Here is a 20249-nt window from a genome sequence, read left to right on the forward strand (position 1 = left end):
ATCCACGATTACCGCCCCTGTCGTTTGGTGACAGGTCGTTGGCGTCAGTCAATCGGTGAGCACGGCGGCGAGGCGGCGGGCGAGCGCGAGAGTGGTCAGCGACGGGTTGGCAGCACCGCTGCGGGGGAAGGCGGCCGGGCCGGCGACGTGCACCCCGCGTACCCCTTGAAGATCGTGGCCGTTCCCGAGCAGATGTCCGAAGGCTAGCGTTCCCGCCTCGTGATATTCCGTGCCGATCGCCCGTGACCAGGTCACCGGGGTACGCGGTGGCACGGGACCGTGCATGTCCGGCAGCACCATCTCCAGCGTTCGTTCGGCGGTGGCGAAGTCCGGGAAGGTCAGGTCCACCGGCTCGAGGGCGAGGAGGCCGGCGAGGTCGCACCAGATTTCGCGAAGCAGGCTCCGTTGCTGTGCCACGAGCGATACGTCGTCCGGCCCGAGCGCGGGGTGCACCACCGGCGGACGGACGACACCGGCCGGGTCCACGAGCTGCTCGCCCATCGCGCCGACGTTGATCACCACAGCGGCGGGCCCGGCGTCCACGTTGAGCAGCACGTTCGTCCGGAGGCTGGCGTTTCCCCGCCAGACGTAGGCGCCGCCGGGAGGCAGGGGCGCCGACGGCGGGACGGCTACGGTGAAGCCCTGGGTGATCTTGTCCACGATGGGGTACGGCGAGGCCGGCACGGACAGCCCGGCGGCGAGACGCGCGTTCTCCACGGTCCCCGCGGCCAGGACCACTGTGTCGCACGAAATCCGGTCGCCGCCGGCCAGCCGCACTCCGACGGCCCGGCCGCCGGAGGTCAGCACCTGTTCCACGGCGGAGCCCAGCGACGCGTCGGGACGGAAGCCAGCGTTCAGCGCGCTGTACGCCTCCCAGCCCACCCCCGCGGGCCGGATCGCCCGGGGTGTGCGGCAGAACTCGTACCCGCCGATGGTGATCTTCTTTGGACCTGCGGGCGTGTAGCCGCCACGCCAGGAGTCCAGGTCCGCCAGGACGCGGTCGTACAGCGACGGGCCGCCGCGGAACGAGCCGGTCAGGTCGCGAACGATCTCCTGGGGCCAGTCACCCAGGGCCCACGATTCGATCGGCAGCGTCACGCCCTGCCAGTAGAGCGACCGGCCGCCGAGTCGGCGCCGCAGCCCGGCGACCCCGGCGTAGTGAGGCGGCCGGGCCGTCTGCCAGGGCCTCCAGAAGTATGGGTCGAGACCGGGCTCCAGCCAGGTCTGGAGCGGCGACACCGGGCCGCCGGCCGCGTTGACGTGCACCGGTCCCGCGTCCGGGCCGGCCTCGACGACGCGCACTCGCCGCCCGGTCAGGTGCCGGGCGACCTCAAGACCAGCCAGGCCGCCGCCGACGATCACCACGTCCGCGCCGGTCATCGGCTATCCAGGAGGCGTGCGGCAGCGCCCTCCAACTCCGGGTTGCCCAGGCGGCGGGCGTTCTCGATCAATCGCTGCAGGGTGAACCGGGATGCCTGACCCGGCGTCTGGGCCTTCCCCAGGGTGAGCAGCACCAGCGACTCGCTGTACGGATCGCCGAGCTCGCGGAACCGGGCCGCCGACCGTTCCAGTCTGGGCACGGCGCCGGCCACGTCGCCGGCGACCAGGTCGCGCCGGGCCCGGTGATACTCGGCGATGTCGGCCCAGCGCAGGTCACCGATCTCGACGAAGGTGCGCAGCGCGCGGTCGAGCAGGTCGCCGGCCTCCTCGCGCACGCCCAGATCCAGCAGGCTCGCCGCCCGGTGCACCTGGGCGATCGCCTCCCAGAGCGGGAAGCTGAGCGCGGCGAAGATGTCCTTGGCCTGGGCGTAGAGGGCGAGCGCCCGGCCCGGATCGCCCTGCTGGCGCAGCGCGCTACCGTAGTGGACCAGGCAGACACCCTCGCGGTGCCGGTCGCCGACGGCACGGAACAGCTCCAGCGCTCGTTCGAACGAGGCGGTGGCCGCGGGCCAGTCGGCCTGGTCGCGGTGCACCACGCCGAGCGTGCGGTGGGCGTAAGCCTGCCAGCCCTGCTCCCCGGTCGCCTCGAAGTGGGCGAGCGAGGCGACCGTCAACTCCCGGGCGGCCTGGTTCTCGCCCACCGACCGGAGCAGCACCGCGTAGATCAGTCGGGTCTCGGCCAGCGCTTGGGCGTCACCGAGCTGCTGGTAGCCGTCGATTGCGGCTTCCAGGTGCTCGCGGGACTCCGGGTAGCGGCCGAAGTCCCGGAAGGCACGGCCCAGGTCGCGCTGAGCGCCGGCCAGCCGGGCCCGGTCGCCGGCCCGGCCACTCGCCTCCAGGACCAGCCGGTGCACCTGGATCCGATCCTCGGCGAACGGGGTGAGGATGAGCAGGGCGAGCATCGCGCCGGCGAACCGGTCGACCCGATCCATCCGGCCGTCCCGCGCGACCCGGCGCAGGCTCGCCAGGATGCCGTCCCGACCGGCCGCGAACCACGTGACCGGGGCTGACGCGATCTCCCGGCGAAGGCCTGCGAACTCGTCGTCGGGGCCGGGATCGAACGGAACCGTCGTACGGCCGCCCGAACCATGTTCGCGCAGCGCGCGGGCCGCGGTCTCGACCAGGTCGAGGTAGCGGTCGTTGAGCCGATCCAGCATTGCGGTGCGCTCGGCGGCGGACTCGGTGCTCATCAGCAGCTCGCGGGCCAGGTCATGGACCAGGTCGTGCAGGCGATAGAGGGTCTGGCCGGTGCCGTCGACCCGGGTGACGAGCACGAGCTGCGCGTAGACCAGCCGGTCCACGAGCCGCTCGCTCCTGGCCGCGCTCACCTCGAGGAGCGGAGCCAGGACCCAGCCCGCGAACTCGTCGCCGTCGGTCAGTGCCAGCGCCCGCAGTGCCCGTTGCTCGTCGGGATCCCGGTCGGAGTAGCTGGTCAGGAGTGTCGCGCGCACCTCAAGGTCCCCAATCCGGAGGATGTCGAGGCGGTTGACGGCCGCTACCATCCGGTCAGCCAGCCGGCCCATGTCCCAGTCCGCCCTGGTCCTCAGTTTCGCACCGGCGACGCGCAACGCCAGTGGCAACCGGCCGCACATGTGTGCCAGCCGGGCCGCCTGATCGACGTTCGCCGCGTCGATCCGCACCCGGGCGAGGCTGCCGAGCAGTGCCACGCTGTCTGCCTCGGGCAGCACCGGCACCTCGATCAGCTCGGCGCCGGACAGGGCGGCCAGCGGCGGACGGCTGGTCACGATCGCGCCGGAACCGGCTGTGCTGGGCAGCAGCGGGATGATCTGGGCTGCCGAGGCCGCACCGTCGAGCACGACCAGGACCCGTCGACCGGCCACCACCGTCCGGAACTCGGCGACCATGCGGTCCTCGGTGGCGCCCTCGGCCCGGTGACCGAGCAGGTGGAGGAACTCGGCGAGTACGTCGACGGTGTGCCGGGACTCGGAGCCGAAGGCGGCATAGAGGATGCCGTCGGGAAATCGGTCGCGAAGCCGGTGGGCGGCGCGGATCGCCAGCGCGGACTTACCCACCCCGCCGGGACCGAACAGGTTCACCAGCACCATGGTGCCGGTGTCGCCGAACATGCCCACGATCTCGCTGGTCTCCGCCGCCCGGTCGGCGAAGACTGCGACGTCGAGCGGCGCGGTGAACGGCGCGGCGCGGGGCGGCACCAGGTTGCTGATCACGATGTCGCGCCCGGCGGCGTAGTCCCCGGTGACGGTGGTGTCCCGCCCAGCGAGCGCGCCGGAGCCGTCCCCGTGCAATTCGACCATCGACACGTTCCATTCTGCTTGCATAGTCGCCGCCCAATGCCAAAAAATAGTCTGCGATACGATCTCGCACTCCACAACGGCCGGAGGCCCGGTGCTGGCACTGCTCGGCGGACCCCCGGTTCTCCGCCCCGATGAGCTGCGCGGCTGGCCGGGAGTGACGGCGGAGGACGAGGCCGCGGTGGTGACGGCGCTGCGGGACGCAACGCCGTGGCGATGGCCGATGAGAGCCGCGACCGAGCTGGAGGAGGCCTGGTCGGAACTGACCGGGGCACCGTACGTGCTGGCCGTCAACTCGGGGACGGCCGCGCTGCACATGGCATTGACCGCCGCGGGGGTACGCCCCGGTGACGAGGTTCTGGTGCCGGCCGACACGTTCGGGGCGACCGCACAGGCGGTGCTGCACGCGGGCGCACGACCGGTCTTCGTGGACAGCGACCCGATGACCTACACGATCGACCCCGTGCTCGCCGCGTCGGCGGTCACCCCGCTGACTCGGGCGGTGCTCCCGGTCGACCTGCACGGTCTACCCGCTGGCTACGACGCCCTGGGCCGGATCGGGCTTGCCGTGGTGGAGGACGGGGCGCAGGCACACGGGGCGACGTACCGGGGCCGACCGGTGGGAGTGCTGGGCGACGCGGCGGGGCTCAGTCTGAACGGATCCAAGACGCTCTCCTCGCTGGGCGAGGCGGGCCTGTTCTGCACTGCCGACCGGGAGGGATTCCGCAGGGCTCAGGCGCTTATGACCTTCGGCGAGGACCCGGACGCGGCGGCCGGTGACATGCCCGAGGTGATGTCGATCGGTTGGAACTACCGGATTCATGTGCTCGGCGCCGCCTTTGCCCGCTCCCAGCTGAGCCGCCTGCGCGAGATGTCCGGGGCGAGGACGGCCAACGGCGCCGCACTGACCGAAGCGCTGGCCGGGATTCCCGGGCTGCGGCTGCCGACGGTGCCGGACGACCGCACCCACGTCTACTTCCTCTACCCGCTGCTGGTGGTGCCGGAAGAGCTGGAGATGGGCGCGGAGCACATCCCCGCCTTCCGGGACGTGCTCCGCGAGGCCGCCACCGCGGAGGGTCTGCCGATCAGCCGCTGGCAGACGAAGCCACTGCCCCGGCACCGGCTCTTCCGGACATCGGCGCGATTTCCGGTCGCCGAGGACATCTGCGCCCGCCGTCTGGTGATCGGCCACAGCACCTGCCCGATCGGCCCGCCGCACACCCCGGCCACGATGCGGAGGATCGCCCGCGTGTTCGAGAAGATTCTGGTCACCGAGAAGAAGACGTTCCGGCGGCTGGTGAACGAACGATGAACAGCGTCGTCCTCTGCCTCGACGCCCGCTACGTCTGGCCCACCTGTGTGGCGGTCCGGTCACTCGCGCGCACGTGGCGTTCCGCGGAGCCGCTCCGCATCCATCTGCTCACCGACCCGAGCGTGTCCCCCGACTCCCTGCTGGCTCTGCACGCGGCCGCCGGCCCGGCGGAGGTGACCGTCATTCAGCGGGACTTCGGCTTCCCCGACATGCGGATCGGATACATCACACCGATGGGGTACGCCCGGATCGCCGCCCCGGACCTGATCGACGCGGAGCGGCTGCTCTACCTGGACTCCGACATGCTCGCCTGCGTCAGTGTGCACACCCTGCTGCGGCAGATCGGGCACGACTATCCCATCGCGGCGGCACGCGACCCGTACATTCCCGAACTGGGCAGCCGGCACGTGGAGACCAACCGGTTCCCACTCGGCGGCCGGGCACCGGAGTTCCCGTACTTCAACTCCGGCCTGCTCGCCATCGACGTGGCCCGCTGGCGAGCCGAACGGCTTACCGAACGGGCAGCCGAGCTGATCGCAGACCCCGGCTGGCGGCCGCTCTTCGGCGACCAGGACACCCTCAACTACCTCATCGGCGGCCGGTTCGAGCTGCTCGACCCGAGGTGGAACGTCATGCCGGTCAGCGCCGTACAGCAGCGCCTGGACTTCACCTTTCACGGCGAACGGTACATGCCTGCCGCTTACCAGCTGGATCTCGAACGGGCGCCGTTCGTCATGCACTACGCCACCGAGGCCAAGCCGTGGACCGACGCGTTTCCGGCCGGGCCGCTGCGAGATCGATGGCACGCGGTCGCGGCCGAGGCGGCGTCGATGATCGAGACGGCGGGGTTGCCGGTCCCGGCGATCAGCGGCACGGTACGTCCTGCGGCTCATTCCTGATCCCGGGCCACCGCTCTGCCGGCGGTGACCCGACGTCACCAGGACCGTGACCGCGGTCAGCTCGCGTCCGGACCGCCCACGTGAAGGTCGCGACCCGCCGCGTACCGGCCGGAGATGCGCACATCGCCGGCCGCGACCGCGCCACTCTCGTTCGCCTGGACGATGGTAGGGCTAGACTCGCCCAGCGCCTCCCGCAACGCCGCCGCGAACGCCGGGTCGGCGGTGATCTGCCGAACCAGCCGCAACGTCAGCCGCTCCTCAGCCACCTCGGTCGGCGCGGTGGTCACCTCATCCACCATCTCAAGCGTCCCCGGATCATCGGCGAAACGCCGCCGCACCACCTCCGCCAGCCGGTCGCCGCCGGCGACCATCCGCTGCGCGACGCCGGAGGCCACCCCGGTGGAGAGAGCCGTCAGGGCTCCCACAACGACGCCGGCCAGGTCTATCGGCTCCATCCGTGCCTCCCAGTCTGACTTCCGCATCCAGCCTAGGCTTTCACCACAAGAAATCTCCGCAGGCCTGTTCGGCACGTCGGCGCTCAGTTGAGGCTACGAGTACGCGCACCACGCCAACCATTCATGACCATGTCGAGTTCCCTGTTGCGCTGGACGCCTCCTGGACGTCGACCAGTCTCTCGCCGCGGTCGCCCCCAGACGGTGGTGATAGGAGGAACCGGCCACGGACTGCGCGGCATGCGCGAACGAGTCGCCGCCCACGGCGGCAGCCTTCAGGCCGACCCGCACGCGGACGGCGCGTTCGGTGACAGCACGCATATCCCGTACCGCACCCGCACCCCAGGCCACGGTGGACAGCCGTAAACGATCCGGGTACTACGTGTATGGCGCTGACCTGATCGCCCAGCGAACGTCCAACGCCCGCCCGGGCCGTCCGGGATCTCAGCGCGCGGCGGGCGGCATATCGTTTGCTGTGCCCGGCTCGGTGGTCAATTGCTCCGGACGCCGCCGGGCCCGACCCAGAAGGTTTGGCCGTGCCGCGTCGGCCGGACGACCACGTTGACGACCGGGGTGTTGTACTGGGGCGGGCGACCGCTCTTGAAACAGATCCCCTGGCCGACCAGCTGCACACTTTCGTTGATTCCGACCCGCAGGTAAGCCAGGTCGTCGCCGGAGTCGGAACTGTATCCGCTCGTGCTACCCGAATAGCTCGACATGCCGACGTACTTGACGGATCCGCCGAGCGGACAGTTTCCTAGCCACGTCGGCAGTGACACGTAGATTGAACCCGTCGCCGCGCTCGCCGGAGCCGCCGCGAGCAGCGAGGAGAGTGTCATGACGACGGCTGCGGCAGCTGCGGCGGACATGCGCCCGCTCCGCTTGATGCGACACTGAATGCTCGACTTCATGTTCCCATCCTTGGCTGAATCGAAGGCCGCAAAATGTCACCGATAAGCAAACTAATGCTCCAGGAATGCTTGCGGATTCCGCCATTCGGCCTTTACTTCGGGCGGATGGACTAATCCGGTAGAGTGAGCACCGGACGCCCGTGGAACAGCTGCACGTCCTCATCGAACTCGCGGTTTTGGATGAGGCCATGAGGAGCGGGCAACGGTTGGTGTCAGCTGGGCCGGTGCTGTCCCGCACGGACACGGTGGCCTTCCCGGTCGGCACGCCGATCGTCGCCGGCAGGCCGAAGGCGCCGTCGAGTCGACCGAAGCCCGCGCCCATCAAGCGGGCGAGCAGGTGAAGGACGCGGCCCACGAGGTCGGCGAGGCATTCGGACATCGCTGACCGGAGACGCCACGGCGGCGCTACCGGCATCAGATTCGCGACGCGGCTTAGGTCACCGCGATGCCGGCCCGGTTCGGCGAGTCCGAGCGGGGGCGTGCACGGCGTACCGTGTGATCGTTTTTGGACGTTCGGTCAGAAGCAGGTGCCGCAGGTCGGGTTCGGCTGGCCCGGACGCTGTGGCGGGCTGACCTGGCCGGCGAACGGCGTGATCGTCGCCTCCTTGGCGACCAGCGGATCGTTGATATCCAGCGGTGTGATCGTGGCGGAGACCCGGTTCTCGGCCACGATCACCCGGACGCAGGTGATCCGCTCGTGCTCGCCGGCGAGGAGGCAGACGCCATACTCGCCGGGCACTGCCGTCATGGCCGCGATGCCGAAGCCACGGCGCGCGTTGATGGTCTGGAACAGCCGCGCCTGGTATGCCGCGGACTGGCCGAGATCCGTGTCCGGCCGGTACACGACCAGGCTGACGCCGCCGCCGTCGACCGTGGGCGCGCACTCCAGGGGCCCGCCGGTGATGACGAACCAGCCCACCGCGCTGTCCCGCGCGATGCCGTCCGGCGGCGCGGCGGTCGCGCACGGCGCCAGCGTCCACGGCGCGGGAGCGGCGGCTGAGGCCGGCACCGGGCCGGCGAGCACGGCGAGCAGCGCCGTGAGGAACACGGCGAATCTGCGAAGCATCAGGACTCCTCTGGTTGCCAAGGCGACGGTGGCGGCGCCTCGGGTATCGGGACGGCGCGGGCCGCGCCGAGCAGCAGGGCGAGCTGGAACCGGTTCTGCACGCCGAGCCGGTCCATCAGCGCGCGCAGCGTGTAGACGACGGTGCGACGGCTCAGGCCGAGCTCGGCGGCGATCGCGGCCTCGCTGTGACCGGCGCTGAGCAGCGCGATGATGGCCTGTTCCCGGGTGCTGAGCATGATGGTGGGCGCCTTGTGCTGGTAGATGTCGCGGGCGTCACCCCAGAAGCGATAGAACAGCCGGGTCAGCTGCGCCACCGCGTCCGGGTCGGTGAGGAGCACGGCCCCGGCCTCGCGGTCGGCCGGGTCCGCCGGGAACAGCGCGGCCCGCTGGTCGAAGACCATGAGCTTCAGCGGCAGCACGGACCGCTCCCGGTGCTCGGCGCCGGCCGCCAGCGGCTCCGCGTGATCACCGCTCGGCGGCGGCGGCGTGAGCGTGCGCAGCCGAACCCCCCGGGCCAGCAGCGACCGGTCCAGCGGCGACGCGGCCGCGGACGCCGCGGCGCTGAACTCGTACTCCGTGTTGATCGTCAGGTGTTCGCAGCGCTCCGCGGCGACCAGCCCGGCGATCCGGTCGCGCGCGGCCTCCCGGCTGGGCAGCCGGCTCACCGACTCGGCCGGCAGCCGGTCCAGGTGCAGACCGGCGACCGCTGCCAGATGCCGACGCAGCCGCACGTCCCGCACGTCCGGGACGCGCTGCCGGTGCAGCATCGACACCACCACATCGCCGGCGACCGGATGCCAGTACCGGGTGCGGCCGTCGGTCCGGACCCGCACCGCGCCCACGCCGACCAACTCGTCCAGCGCCCGGTCGACCTGCCGGGCCTCGACGCCGAGATGGCCGGCCAGCGACCGGGTGGTGTCCGGGCCCTGCAGCACGAGCCCGCGATAGACCAGGTCCGCGTGGGCGGACAGGCCCCAGCGGCCAAGGCACGGCACGACCCTTTCCTGGGCAACACTCATGAATCGCCTCCCCCGTGACAGCCCCACCAAACCGCGTCCGGGTCGCGGTGCCAAGGCCGCTCACCCGATTTGTTGCTCATCTGCGCAACCGGTCTTCGGGGGTGCGCATCTGCGCAGCCGATTCCCGAGTGGACCTCGACGGCGCGGCTGCCGGATGGCGGAATGGGGTCGCACCGGGAGCGAGCGGTAACGAGGGAATGCCATCGCATTCGTCCGTGGCCGATGGTCTCACCGCGCTCGACGACCCCGGCGGAAGCCCACGGAGATCGCACCACGTCAGGAGAAGGTAATGTCGATGCGCTCAACAATCCGCAGGTCCGCCGTGGTGGCGGCGTTCGCGCTGGCCATGACCGGGGTGGCGGCGGCGCCGGCCGCCGCGACGGCCGCGCCCGTCAGCGGGACCGACACACCGGCCGGTACGGTCCTGACGCGGGACATGGTGCAACGTGCCGGGCTGGCGGAGGCTGACAGCTACCGGCTGGCGTTCTCGCACAGCAGCAAGTGTCTCGACATCCCCAACTCTTCGCCCGTGATGGGCGCCTCGGCGGTTCAGTGGCAGTGCAGCACCGAACCGAACCAGACGTGGACGTTCGCCTGGAAGCCCAACGGCTACGAATTCCAGCTGCGCGTGGCACATTCCCAGATGTGCCTCGACCTCGTCGGCATCAGCCAAGCCAACGGCGCTGCCTTCGGTCAGTGGGAGTGCAACGGCGGGAGTAACCAGACGTTCAGAGCGTACGACTCCGGGGTGGGGGGCTGGTTCTTCCAGGTGCAGCACTCGCGCAAGTGCATCGACGTCGTCGGGTTCGCCCCTGGTAACGGCGCGACTGTCGGGCAGTGGGACTGTGACCCCGCGGGCACGGCGGCGAACCAGCGGATTATGTGGATCTGACATGCATGGGGCGCGTCGTCCGGGCATCCCGGCCGACGCGCCCTCGGCGCGCCCGACACCGCAAAACGTCGCGCCTCCGGCATTGCATCAGGACCGGCTGGACACCGTATTCGGCCTGTTGGGAGTCGACGAAGGCGACCTTCATCGCGAAGGACGGTCCAGATCCGCCGCGAAGTACGTCGCCGCGGACTTCAAGATCTGGTTCGCCCGCCGCAACTCACGGACCTCCCTCTCCGGAGCGGCGAGACGTTCGGCGTCACTGCTGGTCGTGCCCGGCCGGTCCCCGGCATCGGTCTCGGCCTGCTTCACCCACACCCGCAACACCTCCGGATGGATTCCGAGTTGGTCGGCGATCCGCCGGATCGCCCCGACCGACGCAGCCGGATCCCGGCGGGCCTCGACCGCCAACCGGGTCGCCCGCTCACGCAACTCATCCGGGTACTTCTTCGGTGCCGGCATAGCTACATCGTCTCCCAGGTTTCGATGTATCCATCAAACCCGGTGCGGGACACGGCGGTGTTCCACTCGCCGTCCGCCTGACCGGCGGCAACCGCAACGATGTCACCCAACTCCTACCCCTGATCGACGCAATCCCACCGATCCGCGGCAAGCCCGGCAGACCCCGACGCAAGCCGGGTAACCTCCTCGCCGACCGCGGCTACGACCACGCCAAGCACCGCATCCAGGTCCGTGAACGAGGCATCCATCCCGCGATCGCCCGGCGCGGCACCGCCCACGGCTCAGGCCTCGGCGCCCTGCGCTGGGTCGTCGAACAAACCATCTCCCACCTGCACGGCTTCCGCCGCCTACGCATCCGCTGGGAAATCCGCGACGACATCCACGAAGCCTTCCTCACCCTCGCCTGCGCCCTCATCTGCTGGCGCCGCCTCAAAAAGTTAGGGGCCCTACAGTAATCCCGAGCGGGGCTCTGCTCAGCCCGATGATCGCGTGTTTGGAGGCGGTGTGGGCGCCCTGCCAGGCGATGCCAATCACGCCAGCACCGTAGTAAATGCTCACGATCGCCGCAGCCGAACGAGTACCGAGCCTCGACAACTTGCCCCATGTGAGTCGGTTCAGCTTTCCAGCGGTGTTTCTGCGGGGACGGCTCAAATCCGCATCGAAGAAAGGCGGCCCTGACGGAATCGAACCGTCGGCCTGCGCCCTCCATCGCGGTTCCGGCATGTTCGAACGGCACCGCAAGCGCGAGGGTGGGGATGCGCCGGTAGAGGGTGCCGTAGGCAACCTGCAGCTCAACGCGGGCCAGGGCGGGCCGAGACATTGGTGCGCGCCGTGGCCGAAGGCGTGGCACGAGCGAGCCGGCTGCATGAGGTCGAGGCGGCCGGGCTTCAAGAACTCGGCCGGGTCTTACGTGGCTCCAGCGAGTACGAAGATGACGCCGTCACGCGATGGCGTCCCCGTTTGGCCCGGTGCCCCTAGTGCTAGCCAGCGCCCCGCGCCCCGTACTGCGGTACGGAAGCGGGGGCTAGCCTCACCTTGGAGCCAGGGGCTAGCAAGATCGATGTCACGTCGGCGTTTCGGCAGACTCGGAGCATGCGAACGACACATCGGGAGCCCACGTCCGTTGCCGACGTGGCCCCTGCCGACAAGTACACCCGGCGTGGCCTTCTGCTCTACCTCGTTGTCACATTTCTGGTGAGTTGGGGCTCCTGGACAATCGCGATTCAGCTCGGTGGTTCGGCCAACGACTTCCCCACGGTCGCGCTGTTCGCACTCGGCGGCTTCGGACCGCTGATCGGTGCCGCAGTGGTCCGCTACCGCCGTAGGCGCCAGCCGGCGCCCACGCACGCGGTCCGCTCCCGGGGCTGGCGGCTCGCCTGGATGCTGCCCGCCTTGGTGATGGGCGCCGGCTCCGTGGGCCTGGGCGCGCTGATCAGCGCAGCGCTCGGCGGTCCCGCGCTCGACCTCACCTCGTGCCTGGACGTGGTCGCGGAATCAGGTGGTTGGCTCGCCTTCGTGGGTCTCACGCTCGTGACCGGCCCGCTTGCCGAGGAACCCGGCTGGCGGGGCACTGCCTACCCGCGGCTGCGCGCCCGGATGGGTCGGCTGCTCGCCATGCTGATTCTGGGCACCGTGTGGGCGGTATGGCACCTGCCGCTGTTCTTCATCCCCGACACCATCCAGAACCTCTGGGGCCTGAACACCTGGGAAGGCCTGTTCTTCCTGCTCGCCATCTACCCGCTGACCGTACTGACGAGCTTCGCCTACGAGCGCGCCGGTGTCGCAGCGTCGGTCATGGTCCATTTCGGGCTCAACGGCGCCATCACCTTGCTATCCGTCAACGCCCCGCTGACCCTGGGAATGTCCGTTGCGGTACTGACAGTGGTCGCCAGCATCGTGCTGGTCACCTCGAAGCCCAAACCGACGGCGGTCGAGCAGATGCGGATGAAGGGGGTCGACAGCGAGCGGAGGACTCAGCTGATGAGGTAGGTCGACGGTGCGAGCACCCCGGATCGTTATGACGGGAAGTGCTCGCCCAGCGTGGTGAAGACAGCTGTGAATCCAGTGGCGGTGGGCCTGACCCGTTTTGACGGACATCCAAGATCAGGGGACCTGGGGTCTCCGGGAGTATGTCCAGCATCATGGAGAGCGTGGGGAAGAAGCGATCGGGGCCGCGGCGGGTGTTCACGCCGGAGTTCAAGGCCGAGATCGTGGAGTTGTGTCAGCGCGGTGACCGCACGGTCGGTCAGGTCGCGCGGGATTTCGATCTGACCGAGACCGCGGTGCGGTCCTGGGTCAAGCAGGCCGACCTTGACGCCGGAACCCGATCGGACGGGCTGACCGGTGATGAGCGGGCCGGGCTGGCCCGGTTGCGGGCGGAGAACCGCCGGCTGCAGCAGGACGTCGACATCCTCAAACGGGCCACGGCTTTCTTCGCGAGGGAGACCCGGTGAACATGTACCCGTTCATCGAGGCGGAGCAGGCCGGCAAGCACAACGTCAAGCGCGCGTGCGAGCTGCTCAAGGTCTCCCGGTCCGCCTACTACCAGCACGCTCGCGGCGAGCGGTCCACCCGCGACCGGGTCGACGAGCGGCTGACCGAGCAGATTATCGCGGTGCACGAGGCGTCAAACGGCACCTACGGGGCGCCGCGCATCCACGCCGAACTGACCGCGGCCGGGCTGCGGCACGGCCGTAAACGCATCGCTCGGCGGATGCGCGCCGCCGGCGTCCGCGGGAGAAGTCCACGCCGCTGGAAGACCACCACGATCCCGGACCCGCACGCCGGTGCCCGACCGGACCCGGTCGACCGCGACTTCGCCGTGGATGCGGCCGCCGTCGACACCCGCTGGTGCGGCGACATCACCTACATCAACACCTGGGAAGGCTGACCGGACGAAGCCGGCGATGCCTGGCGTGGCGCGTGCGTTGTATGTGCGTGAAGACCGGCTGCTGGAGTTGGCCTCGAAGGCATTGCCGGCGATCGATCAGCGGTGGGATCGGCGCTCATTGACGCCTGAGGAGGCGCTGCGTCGGCAGGATCTGCTGGTGGTGTGCAGTCAGAACGAGGTCGAGTTTCGCGCGGCGACAGACCCGGCGGCGGTACGACGATCGCGCATCATGTAGTTCTCCGTGGGTGATGTGCGGGGTGGATTTGGATCTGGTGCGCCGACAACCCTCGACTTGATCTCTGCGTGCGTGATAGGCAACGGTACGTAGTATTCGCGGTCGTGGTGGGAGGGCTTGCCGGTGGGTGGCGCGTCGATCAGCGGGGACAGCTTCTCCTTGTCGGAGCTGTTCAGCAAGGCCACGTACACCATCGACTACTACCAGCGCGAGTACGCATGGTCGGCTGAGGATGTACGGGTGCTGGTCGATGACCTCTGTTCGCAGTTCGACGAAGCGGCGCAGGACCCGCGGACGCGGCGGGGGATGCGGCACGCCGATCCGTACTTCCTCGGTCCGTTCGTCTACTACGAGGAATCTCGAGGCGATGGCCGCTTCCTGGTCGACGGGCAGCAGCGATTCACCACCGTGCATCTCATTTTCATGCATCTGCGCCGGCAAGCACGCACCCTCGGACAGGACGACGCCGTCGCGCAGCTCGACCGGGTGATCCGCGAGAGGCGGGCGGGTGGCTGGCGATTCCGGATCGACATCCAGGAACGACGCGACCTCCTTCAGGCGCTGCATGACGGACGCGACTACGAGCCACCCCGGCACGGAGCATCGCTGTCGCTGCGGAATCTGCACGCGCGCAGCCTGGAACTGGAGCAGCTTCTCACCGCACGGCTGGACGCGGAGGACGTGCCCCGGTTCACGGAGTGGCTGCTGGACCGGGTGATCCTGGTCGGGATTGAGGCGCCCAGCCGTGACGCCGGATTCCGGATCTTTGAGTCGATGAACGACCGTGGCGCTCGCCTGACCGCGGTTGACCTGCTGAAAAGCTTTCTGCTGTCGCATGTGGGGCATGACGAGGAGGACCTGAACAAGCGGTGGCGCGAGATGCTGGCGGCGTTGACTCCGGCCAGGGACGATCCTGGTGCACCGGCACGATTCTTGAAAGCCGCTCTGATCGCCCACCATGCCCGGCTCGATGGGGACTTCCACGATCGGGAGAACATCGACAACACGCTGCACCTGTGGGTGCGGGAGAACGCCGAGAGTCAGCTCGCCCTGAGGATGCCCCACCAGTATTTCGATTTTGTGGAACGGCTGATCAATCTGGCGACGGTATATCGCACGTTCCAGGCGGCGAGCGACAGGCCTCATGACGAGCACGGGCTCGAGGCGGTCTACTACAACACCGTCAATGGCCTGACGAACCAGATGACCTTCATCCTGGCCGCGATCCGCCCGACTGATCCGCCGTCCGTGGCGAAGGAGAAGGCGCGCTTGGTCGCGAACTTCATCGACAGGTGGTTCGTACTGCGGGTCCTCGCCGACGAGCCGGCGCTGCCGCGTGACCTGGACGAACTGACGCCCGTCCTCGTTCCGCAGCTGCGGAAGTGCGCCACTGCCGCGGACGTCGGGACGTGCTTGTGGGCGGAGATGCCACCGGATGACAGCTTTCAGACGGTACGGTCGTTCGGTCTGCGGGGAAACAACCTCTCCCAGGTCCGGTATCTGCTCGCGCGGCTGACCGAGTTCGTGGAGACCGAACGAGGCGGGCCCAGGGCGATCACCGAGTACCTGGCGCCTGAACGCCGCTGGCAGGTGGAACACGTCTTCGCCAAGAGACCTGAGCGGCATCCCGATGTTGCGGAGCCTGTGGACTTCCGTCTGCTCCGCAACCGGCTCGGCATACTCGGACTGTTGCCCGCCACTGTGAACCAGAGTCTTCAAGACGCCGACCTGCCGGCCAAGGTCGAGGTCTACCGCAGCGAGAATCTGCTCCTGCGCTGCCTGCACCGCGCCTTTCAGCAGAATCAGAAGCCGATCCGTGTCCTGATCCAGAGATATGGTCTCGCCGGGCTCATGGGTCCGCTGCCCGCCGCCGGCGGTATCCGTGCCGCCGTCGAGCTACGGCAGGAGTTGTACCGGCGCCTGTTCTGCGAGATATGGGCACCGATCCGGCTCGGCTTCCCCGCCGTCGAGGTACCTGCCGAGCCTCAAACCGGCGCGGAGGTGGTTGGCGCCGACGAACCAGCTCCCGCGGCACCATCCCCTTCCCCGCCGCGGAATCCGCATAGTCGGGCGAGAACCGCCCGGCCGACGGATCTTCAACGTATGGTCTTGGCCGGAACCCTGCGCGCAGGTGCCACCTTGGTGGGTGTCGTCGCCGGGCAGGACGTTCATGCGACGGTGCAGGTCGATGGGACCCTGCGGCTCAGTACCGGGGATGTCTTCCGGAAAGCCGACGATGCCGGGCAGGCGGTTACCGGGAAACGCTGCGCCGGTATGACTTTCTGGCATGCGACGATGCCCGACGGCACTCGCCGCACCCTCCGTCAGGTCCGCGACGCACCTGCCCCGGTGTGACGCGAGCCCCGTGCCACGCGCCGGTTCGGATCATGCCAAGGTGTGCTGCTGGGCGTGCCGGAGCCGGTCTGCCTGGATGCCGTTCTCACGCTGACCGACTCGAGTTCGGTGATCGTGATGGCGTCGCGCCAGATCGGGGACGTGGTGATCGCGAAGTACAGCTGGGCCGGGGTGGCCTGCGGCCGTGACCGGCGGAATGTGGCGATGATCCGGTCGAGTTCGGCGCCCTGGTAGGCGTTGCTCAGGCGGCTGCGCAGGCCGGTGTCGTCGATGCTGAAGATGTCCTTCGGTCCGAAGAGGCTGAAGAACACCGTCTCGTCGCGGGTGGTGCCGACCATCAGCGGTTTGCCAGCGGAGAACGGTGCGACGCCGTCGGCGAACGGATGCCGGGGAATGATCCGGCCGTCGACGAAGGCGCCGAAGCCGGGCAGCACCGGGTCAGGGTTCCCCCACGGGGCGACACCGTTCGTGGCCTCGGACACTTGGATCTCCAGGAGCCGGGCCTCGTTGCGCAGCCGGGTGAACGCCCGGGTGGTCTCGGGCACGAAGAAATCGAACCAGCCGCCCACGTGCAGGCCGGGGGTAGTGATGTCAGCGAGCCGCTCGCTAGGGGAAGTCTCGGTCCAGTAGGCGTCTTCGACACGATGCTCCAGGGACTCCGGCCACCAGTGCAACTGCTTGTTCAGCCCGGGTTGGTGGCGGCCGGGCGGCGGAACGCGTACTGGTGGACGACGCTGCCGCCGGCCAGGGTGCGGTGGCGATGACGGTGAACGCGGCCCGGCCCCCGGCAAGCCGGACGCGGCGTCGGTCGCCAGTTGCGACGCTCCCTGGCGTACCCGCTGGTCGTGGTGTTCCCCGCCAGCGCGCGGAACGCCGGCCACGTGCCGCACCGCACCACGAATCGACAGCGAATCGGACGCGGTGCTCGCCGGGCGTCTCGTTGTCGTACCCGGTGCGTAGGCTCCTGGCCGTTCGATGCCAATGGAGGTATGGATGCGGTTCGACCACGGCTGGGACATGCCGGCGGATTGGCTGAGCAGTTTGCTGCCCCGGCACGGCGGACGGCCGGTGCCGCCGCCGAAGATCGGTCCGGACGCACCGGCCGAGCTGCGCGCGCGGCTCGCCGCATCCGATCTGGCCGCTCGGCAGTACGCGGACTACGACGACGCGCTGTGCACGGAGGCAGAGCGGTTCGTCGCCGCACTGAACGACCCGGGCGCGGACCTGTCCATGCGTGGTGCCGCCGCTGCCGGATTGTTCATGGCCGAGTACGCCAACATGGTGATGTGGCCGTCCGAGCCGCTGGAGGCTCTGCTGGCCGAGGCGCTGATCGCCCGCGGCGGGCTGGTGTTCGCGGCGCACGTGGTGTCCACGATGTCCGGCCTGATCCATCACCCGGACCTCGCCGCCACGTCGCTGTGCATTCGCCCGATCCGCGTGCCAGCCGACCGGGGCTGGCATGAGAACTACACCCCCGTCGAGGCCCGGCAGCACGGTGAGGACTGGGTCGTCTGGCACACCGCGAGCGCGGTCCGGGCGCACCTGGCCGCCGCCGACGACGAGACCCGCGCGGCCGTGGCCCGCAGGATGGAGTCCGAACGCGACGGCCCGCTTCCGCAGCGGATCGTCGCGTCGTTCATGCTGCCGGACCGGGCCGAGTGGGTCGACGCGGACATCGCCGCTATACCCGGCTGGTTCGGCGAGTCCCTGGCGCATCAGGGCAGCCGGATCTACGTGATGCCGGTGTTCTCGGCGAGCACGGCCGATCAGCTCGTCCGGTGGGCCACGGCCGCCGAAGCACTGCCGGCGTCGGGTTGCTGGTGGGATCTGTACGCGTTCTACGGCAGCGACCCGGTGCTGGCCACGCTGCTCGACGGTGTCGGCCCGGCGGCCGTCTCGGTGATCACCAGCGGTGAGGGCTGGCTGCGGGCGGCCGGATTCTGGACCTACCGACATGGTTACCTAACGCAGGAGGCGCTCACCCGGCTGATGCGGATCCCTGCCGACGAGTCTCTGCACCACGTCGCGCTGACCACGATCGAGCATCGCCAGTCCGACGCGCACACCGTCGGCCTGCTCACCCGCGACCCGGTGCGCGCGGCGCGCGTGCTGAGCGGCCCGGGCCTGCCGCCCACCGCTGCCGACCTGGCCGCGATGCTCGTGATGACCGGTGCCGCCGCACGCGACCTGCTGGCCGCCGACGACCTGGCCCGTATCGACGCGCACATCGGCGACGGCAGGGCCGTGGGTGCGCGGATCGCCCGCGAGCTGGACGAGGTCGACCTGGAGAACCGGTGGCCCCGCTACGAGTCGGACGTCGACCGCCGCCAGTCGATCACCTGGCTGTCCCGGATTCCGACCGACGGCGCGTTCCGGATGCTCGCCGAACGCGCCGATCGCCGCGACATCCGCCCGGTCGTGCTCAAACTCGCGGCCCGCACACCGGAACGCGCGCTCCGCGTCCTCGCATCGTCCGCGCCGGAACGGCCCGAAGCCGCCGCCGTCGTCGCCGAGCTGCTGCGAGACCACGTGCTCACCCACCCCGCGCTGTCACTCGGCGAGTTGGACGTCGACGCCCATGCACGCGTCACGGCGATCATCGCGGCCCATGCGGCCACCGGCCCGGCCGCCCCGGAGAACATGTGGCCGGACGCGCTACGCACGAGCGGCAAGACCAAGCCGTTGCCGGTCTGGGTCGTGATCCCGACGCTCCCGCCGATCCGGCTGACCGATGACGCCGGTGCGCTGACCGAGGCGGCCGTGCGGCGGCTGTTCGCGCTGCTGACCGCGTCCACGTTCGCCGCGCCCGCGCCCGGTCTGGCCGAAGTCCGCGACACGTGCGACCGCACCGACCTGGCCGCGTTCGCGCTGGAACTGTTCGCGCAGTGGCAGCGGGCGGAACACCCGGCAGCCGACAAACAGGCGCTGCTCGCGCTCGGCTTCCTCGCCGACGACTCAGTCGTCACCCCGCTCACCGATGTGGTGATCGCCTGGACCGAAGACGCGATCGCCCGCGCCAAGCTCGGCCTGGACGTGTTCGTGGCGCTCGGCACGGACGCCGCGATCGCCGGTCTGCTGCGGTTGTCGAAGTCCACGAAACAGAAGGGCTTCCGCAAGCAGGCCGAGGCGAAGCTGGTCACGATCGCGGACGCACGCGGTCTGACCCCGGCCGAACTGGCCGAACGCGTGACACCCGACCTCGGCCTGGACCCGGACGGGCGGATGACGCTCGACTACGGCCCGCGCCGGTTCACGGTCACCTTCGACGTGAAGCTCAACCCGATCGTCCTCGACCAGGACGGCCGCCGCTTGCGCTCACTCCCCCGCGCCGCCGCCACCGACGACGCGGAACGGGCCGAGCAGGCCAAACGCGCGTTCGCCGCGCTGAAGAAGGCGGCCCGCACGCTCGCCGTCGAACGCGGACGCGCGCTTGAGGACGCGATGGTCACCGGCCGCCGGTGGAGCGTGCCGGACCTGCGCCGCTTCGTCCTCGACCACCCGGCCGTACGGCACCTGGCCCGCGCCCTGATCTGGCAGGTCCAGGACGGGCACGCGTTCCGGATCGCCGAGGACGGCACCCTCGCCAGCCTCGGCGACGACACCCTCACGCTCGCCGACGATCAACACATCTCGCTCTGGCACCCGGCTGCCGACACCGATCAGCGGGCATGGGCCGAGGTCCTCGCCGACTACGAGATCTTCCAACCGTTCACGCAGGTCGGCCGCGCCGTCCACACGCTCACGCCGGAGCAGGCCGCCGCCCGTGTCATCCCATCGCACACCGGCCGCTACTTCGAGGTAGAGGCCCTGCACCCGGTGGCCGCGCGCGGCTGGCGGCACAACGCCGACGGCGGCGTGGAACGCGACTGGCCCGGCGGCTTCACCACCCAGGTCCGACTGGAGGACATCGCGGTGATCGCACCAGCAGGCGCGGTCTTCGGCGACCTCGGCCCGATCGCGGCATCCGAGACGCTGCTCGCGGCCGAACGGTTGCACGCGGCGGCTTGACCCCCGTGCTCCCGGGCCGGACCGCATGGCCCGGGAGC

At 69.8% G+C, this 20249-nt stretch carries 18 protein-coding genes and 1 pseudogene; 11 read left to right on the top strand and 8 right to left on the bottom strand.

Annotated features, from left to right (window positions below):
* Positions 1-48: 48 nt before the first annotated feature.
* Both ACIA8K_RS29545 and ACIA8K_RS29550 read right to left on the bottom strand, forming a co-directional pair.
* The gene (locus ACIA8K_RS29545) at positions 49-1380 is read right to left on the bottom strand and encodes an FAD-dependent oxidoreductase (RefSeq protein WP_396065032.1); all 1332 of its coding nucleotides are present in this window, start codon (positions 1378-1380) and stop codon (positions 49-51) included.
* The gene (locus ACIA8K_RS29550; protein ID WP_396065117.1) at positions 1377-3716 is read right to left on the bottom strand and encodes an ATP-binding protein; all 2340 of its coding nucleotides are present in this window, start codon (positions 3714-3716) and stop codon (positions 1377-1379) included. The genes ACIA8K_RS29545 and ACIA8K_RS29550 overlap by 4 nt, the downstream gene beginning before the upstream one ends.
* 91 nt (positions 3717-3807) lie before the next feature.
* Here ACIA8K_RS29550 and ACIA8K_RS29555 point away from each other — a divergent pair, with 91 nt between their 5' ends.
* Both ACIA8K_RS29555 and ACIA8K_RS29560 read left to right on the top strand, forming a co-directional pair.
* Positions 3808-5025, top strand: a complete 1218-nt coding sequence (locus ACIA8K_RS29555) for a DegT/DnrJ/EryC1/StrS family aminotransferase (protein WP_396065034.1) — start codon at positions 3808-3810, stop codon at positions 5023-5025.
* Positions 5022-5924 (top strand): glycosyltransferase family 8 protein, encoded by a 903-nt coding sequence (locus ACIA8K_RS29560; protein ID WP_396065036.1) that lies wholly within the window; start codon positions 5022-5024, stop codon positions 5922-5924. Before ACIA8K_RS29555 ends, ACIA8K_RS29560 begins: the two co-directional genes overlap by 4 nt.
* 56 nt (positions 5925-5980) lie before the next feature.
* Here the strand turns inward: ACIA8K_RS29560 and ACIA8K_RS29565 are convergent, their stop codons facing one another.
* The gene (locus ACIA8K_RS29565; RefSeq protein ID WP_396065039.1) at positions 5981-6406 is read right to left on the bottom strand and encodes a hypothetical protein; all 426 of its coding nucleotides are present in this window, start codon (positions 6404-6406) and stop codon (positions 5981-5983) included.
* A gap of 210 nt (positions 6407-6616) precedes the next feature.
* Here ACIA8K_RS29565 and ACIA8K_RS29570 point away from each other — a divergent pair, with 210 nt between their 5' ends.
* Positions 6617-6742 carry a hypothetical protein gene (locus tag ACIA8K_RS29570; RefSeq protein ID WP_396065041.1) on the top strand — a complete coding sequence of 42 codons (126 nt, stop codon included), beginning with the start codon at positions 6617-6619 and terminating at the stop codon, positions 6740-6742.
* A gap of 125 nt (positions 6743-6867) precedes the next feature.
* Here the strand turns inward: ACIA8K_RS29570 and ACIA8K_RS29575 are convergent, their stop codons facing one another.
* From ACIA8K_RS29575 to ACIA8K_RS29585, 3 genes are all read right to left on the bottom strand, one after another.
* The gene (locus ACIA8K_RS29575; RefSeq protein ID WP_396065044.1) at positions 6868-7287 is read right to left on the bottom strand and encodes a hypothetical protein; all 420 of its coding nucleotides are present in this window, start codon (positions 7285-7287) and stop codon (positions 6868-6870) included.
* A 517-nt stretch (positions 7288-7804) separates the two neighbouring features.
* Positions 7805-8353 (bottom strand): hypothetical protein, encoded by a 549-nt coding sequence (locus ACIA8K_RS29580; RefSeq protein ID WP_396065046.1) that lies wholly within the window; start codon positions 8351-8353, stop codon positions 7805-7807.
* Positions 8353-9372, bottom strand: coding sequence for a LuxR C-terminal-related transcriptional regulator (locus tag ACIA8K_RS29585; RefSeq protein ID WP_396065048.1), 1020 nt, complete (start codon positions 9370-9372; stop codon positions 8353-8355). The genes ACIA8K_RS29580 and ACIA8K_RS29585 overlap by 1 nt, the downstream gene beginning before the upstream one ends.
* A gap of 289 nt (positions 9373-9661) precedes the next feature.
* Here ACIA8K_RS29585 and ACIA8K_RS29590 point away from each other — a divergent pair, with 289 nt between their 5' ends.
* Positions 9662-10264: an RICIN domain-containing protein gene (locus tag ACIA8K_RS29590; protein ID WP_396065051.1), complete on the top strand. Its 603-nt coding sequence runs from the start codon at positions 9662-9664 to the stop codon at positions 10262-10264.
* Between the two features lie 141 nt (positions 10265-10405).
* On the opposite strand, the gene ACIA8K_RS29595 is transcribed toward ACIA8K_RS29590, so the two are convergent.
* On the bottom strand, positions 10406-10723 hold the full coding sequence (locus tag ACIA8K_RS29595) for a transposase (protein ID WP_396065054.1): 318 nt from the start codon (positions 10721-10723) through the stop codon (positions 10406-10408).
* Between the two features lie 35 nt (positions 10724-10758).
* Here ACIA8K_RS29595 and ACIA8K_RS29600 point away from each other — a divergent pair.
* The 6 genes and pseudogenes from ACIA8K_RS29600 to ACIA8K_RS29625 form a co-directional block, all read left to right on the top strand.
* Positions 10759-11178: pseudogene (locus tag ACIA8K_RS29600) on the top strand (transposase); the annotation flags it as partial.
* 637 nt (positions 11179-11815) lie between these two features.
* Positions 11816-12712 carry a CPBP family intramembrane glutamic endopeptidase gene (locus ACIA8K_RS29605; RefSeq protein ID WP_396065056.1) on the top strand — a complete coding sequence of 299 codons (897 nt, stop codon included), beginning with the start codon at positions 11816-11818 and terminating at the stop codon, positions 12710-12712.
* Positions 12713-12873: 161 nt separating this feature from the next.
* Positions 12874-13176, top strand: a complete 303-nt coding sequence (locus ACIA8K_RS29610; RefSeq protein ID WP_396065058.1) for a transposase — start codon at positions 12874-12876, stop codon at positions 13174-13176.
* Positions 13177-13178: 2 nt separating this feature from the next.
* Positions 13179-13613, top strand: coding sequence for an IS3 family transposase (locus tag ACIA8K_RS29615; protein ID WP_396065120.1), 435 nt, complete (start codon positions 13179-13181; stop codon positions 13611-13613).
* Between the two features lie 16 nt (positions 13614-13629).
* A complete protein-coding gene (locus tag ACIA8K_RS29620; protein WP_396065060.1) occupies positions 13630-13848 on the top strand; it encodes a hypothetical protein in 219 nt (72 codons plus the stop codon).
* Between the two features lie 123 nt (positions 13849-13971).
* On the top strand, positions 13972-16203 hold the full coding sequence (locus tag ACIA8K_RS29625; RefSeq protein ID WP_396065062.1) for a DUF262 domain-containing protein: 2232 nt from the start codon (positions 13972-13974) through the stop codon (positions 16201-16203).
* Here the strand turns inward: ACIA8K_RS29625 and ACIA8K_RS29630 are convergent.
* Positions 16173-17084 (bottom strand): CocE/NonD family hydrolase, encoded by a 912-nt coding sequence (locus ACIA8K_RS29630; protein WP_396065064.1) that lies wholly within the window; start codon positions 17082-17084, stop codon positions 16173-16175. The two genes, ACIA8K_RS29625 and ACIA8K_RS29630, sit on opposite strands and share 31 nt — an antisense overlap.
* 112 nt (positions 17085-17196) lie before the next feature.
* Here ACIA8K_RS29630 and ACIA8K_RS29635 point away from each other — a divergent pair, with 112 nt between their 5' ends.
* On the top strand, positions 17197-20211 hold the full coding sequence (locus ACIA8K_RS29635) for a DUF4132 domain-containing protein (RefSeq protein ID WP_396065067.1): 3015 nt from the start codon (positions 17197-17199) through the stop codon (positions 20209-20211).
* Positions 20212-20249: the final 38 nt, after the last annotated feature.

Source organism: Catenuloplanes sp. NPDC051500 (assembly GCF_044454585.1).
Taxonomy (GTDB): Bacteria; Actinomycetota; Actinomycetes; order Mycobacteriales; family Micromonosporaceae; genus Catenuloplanes.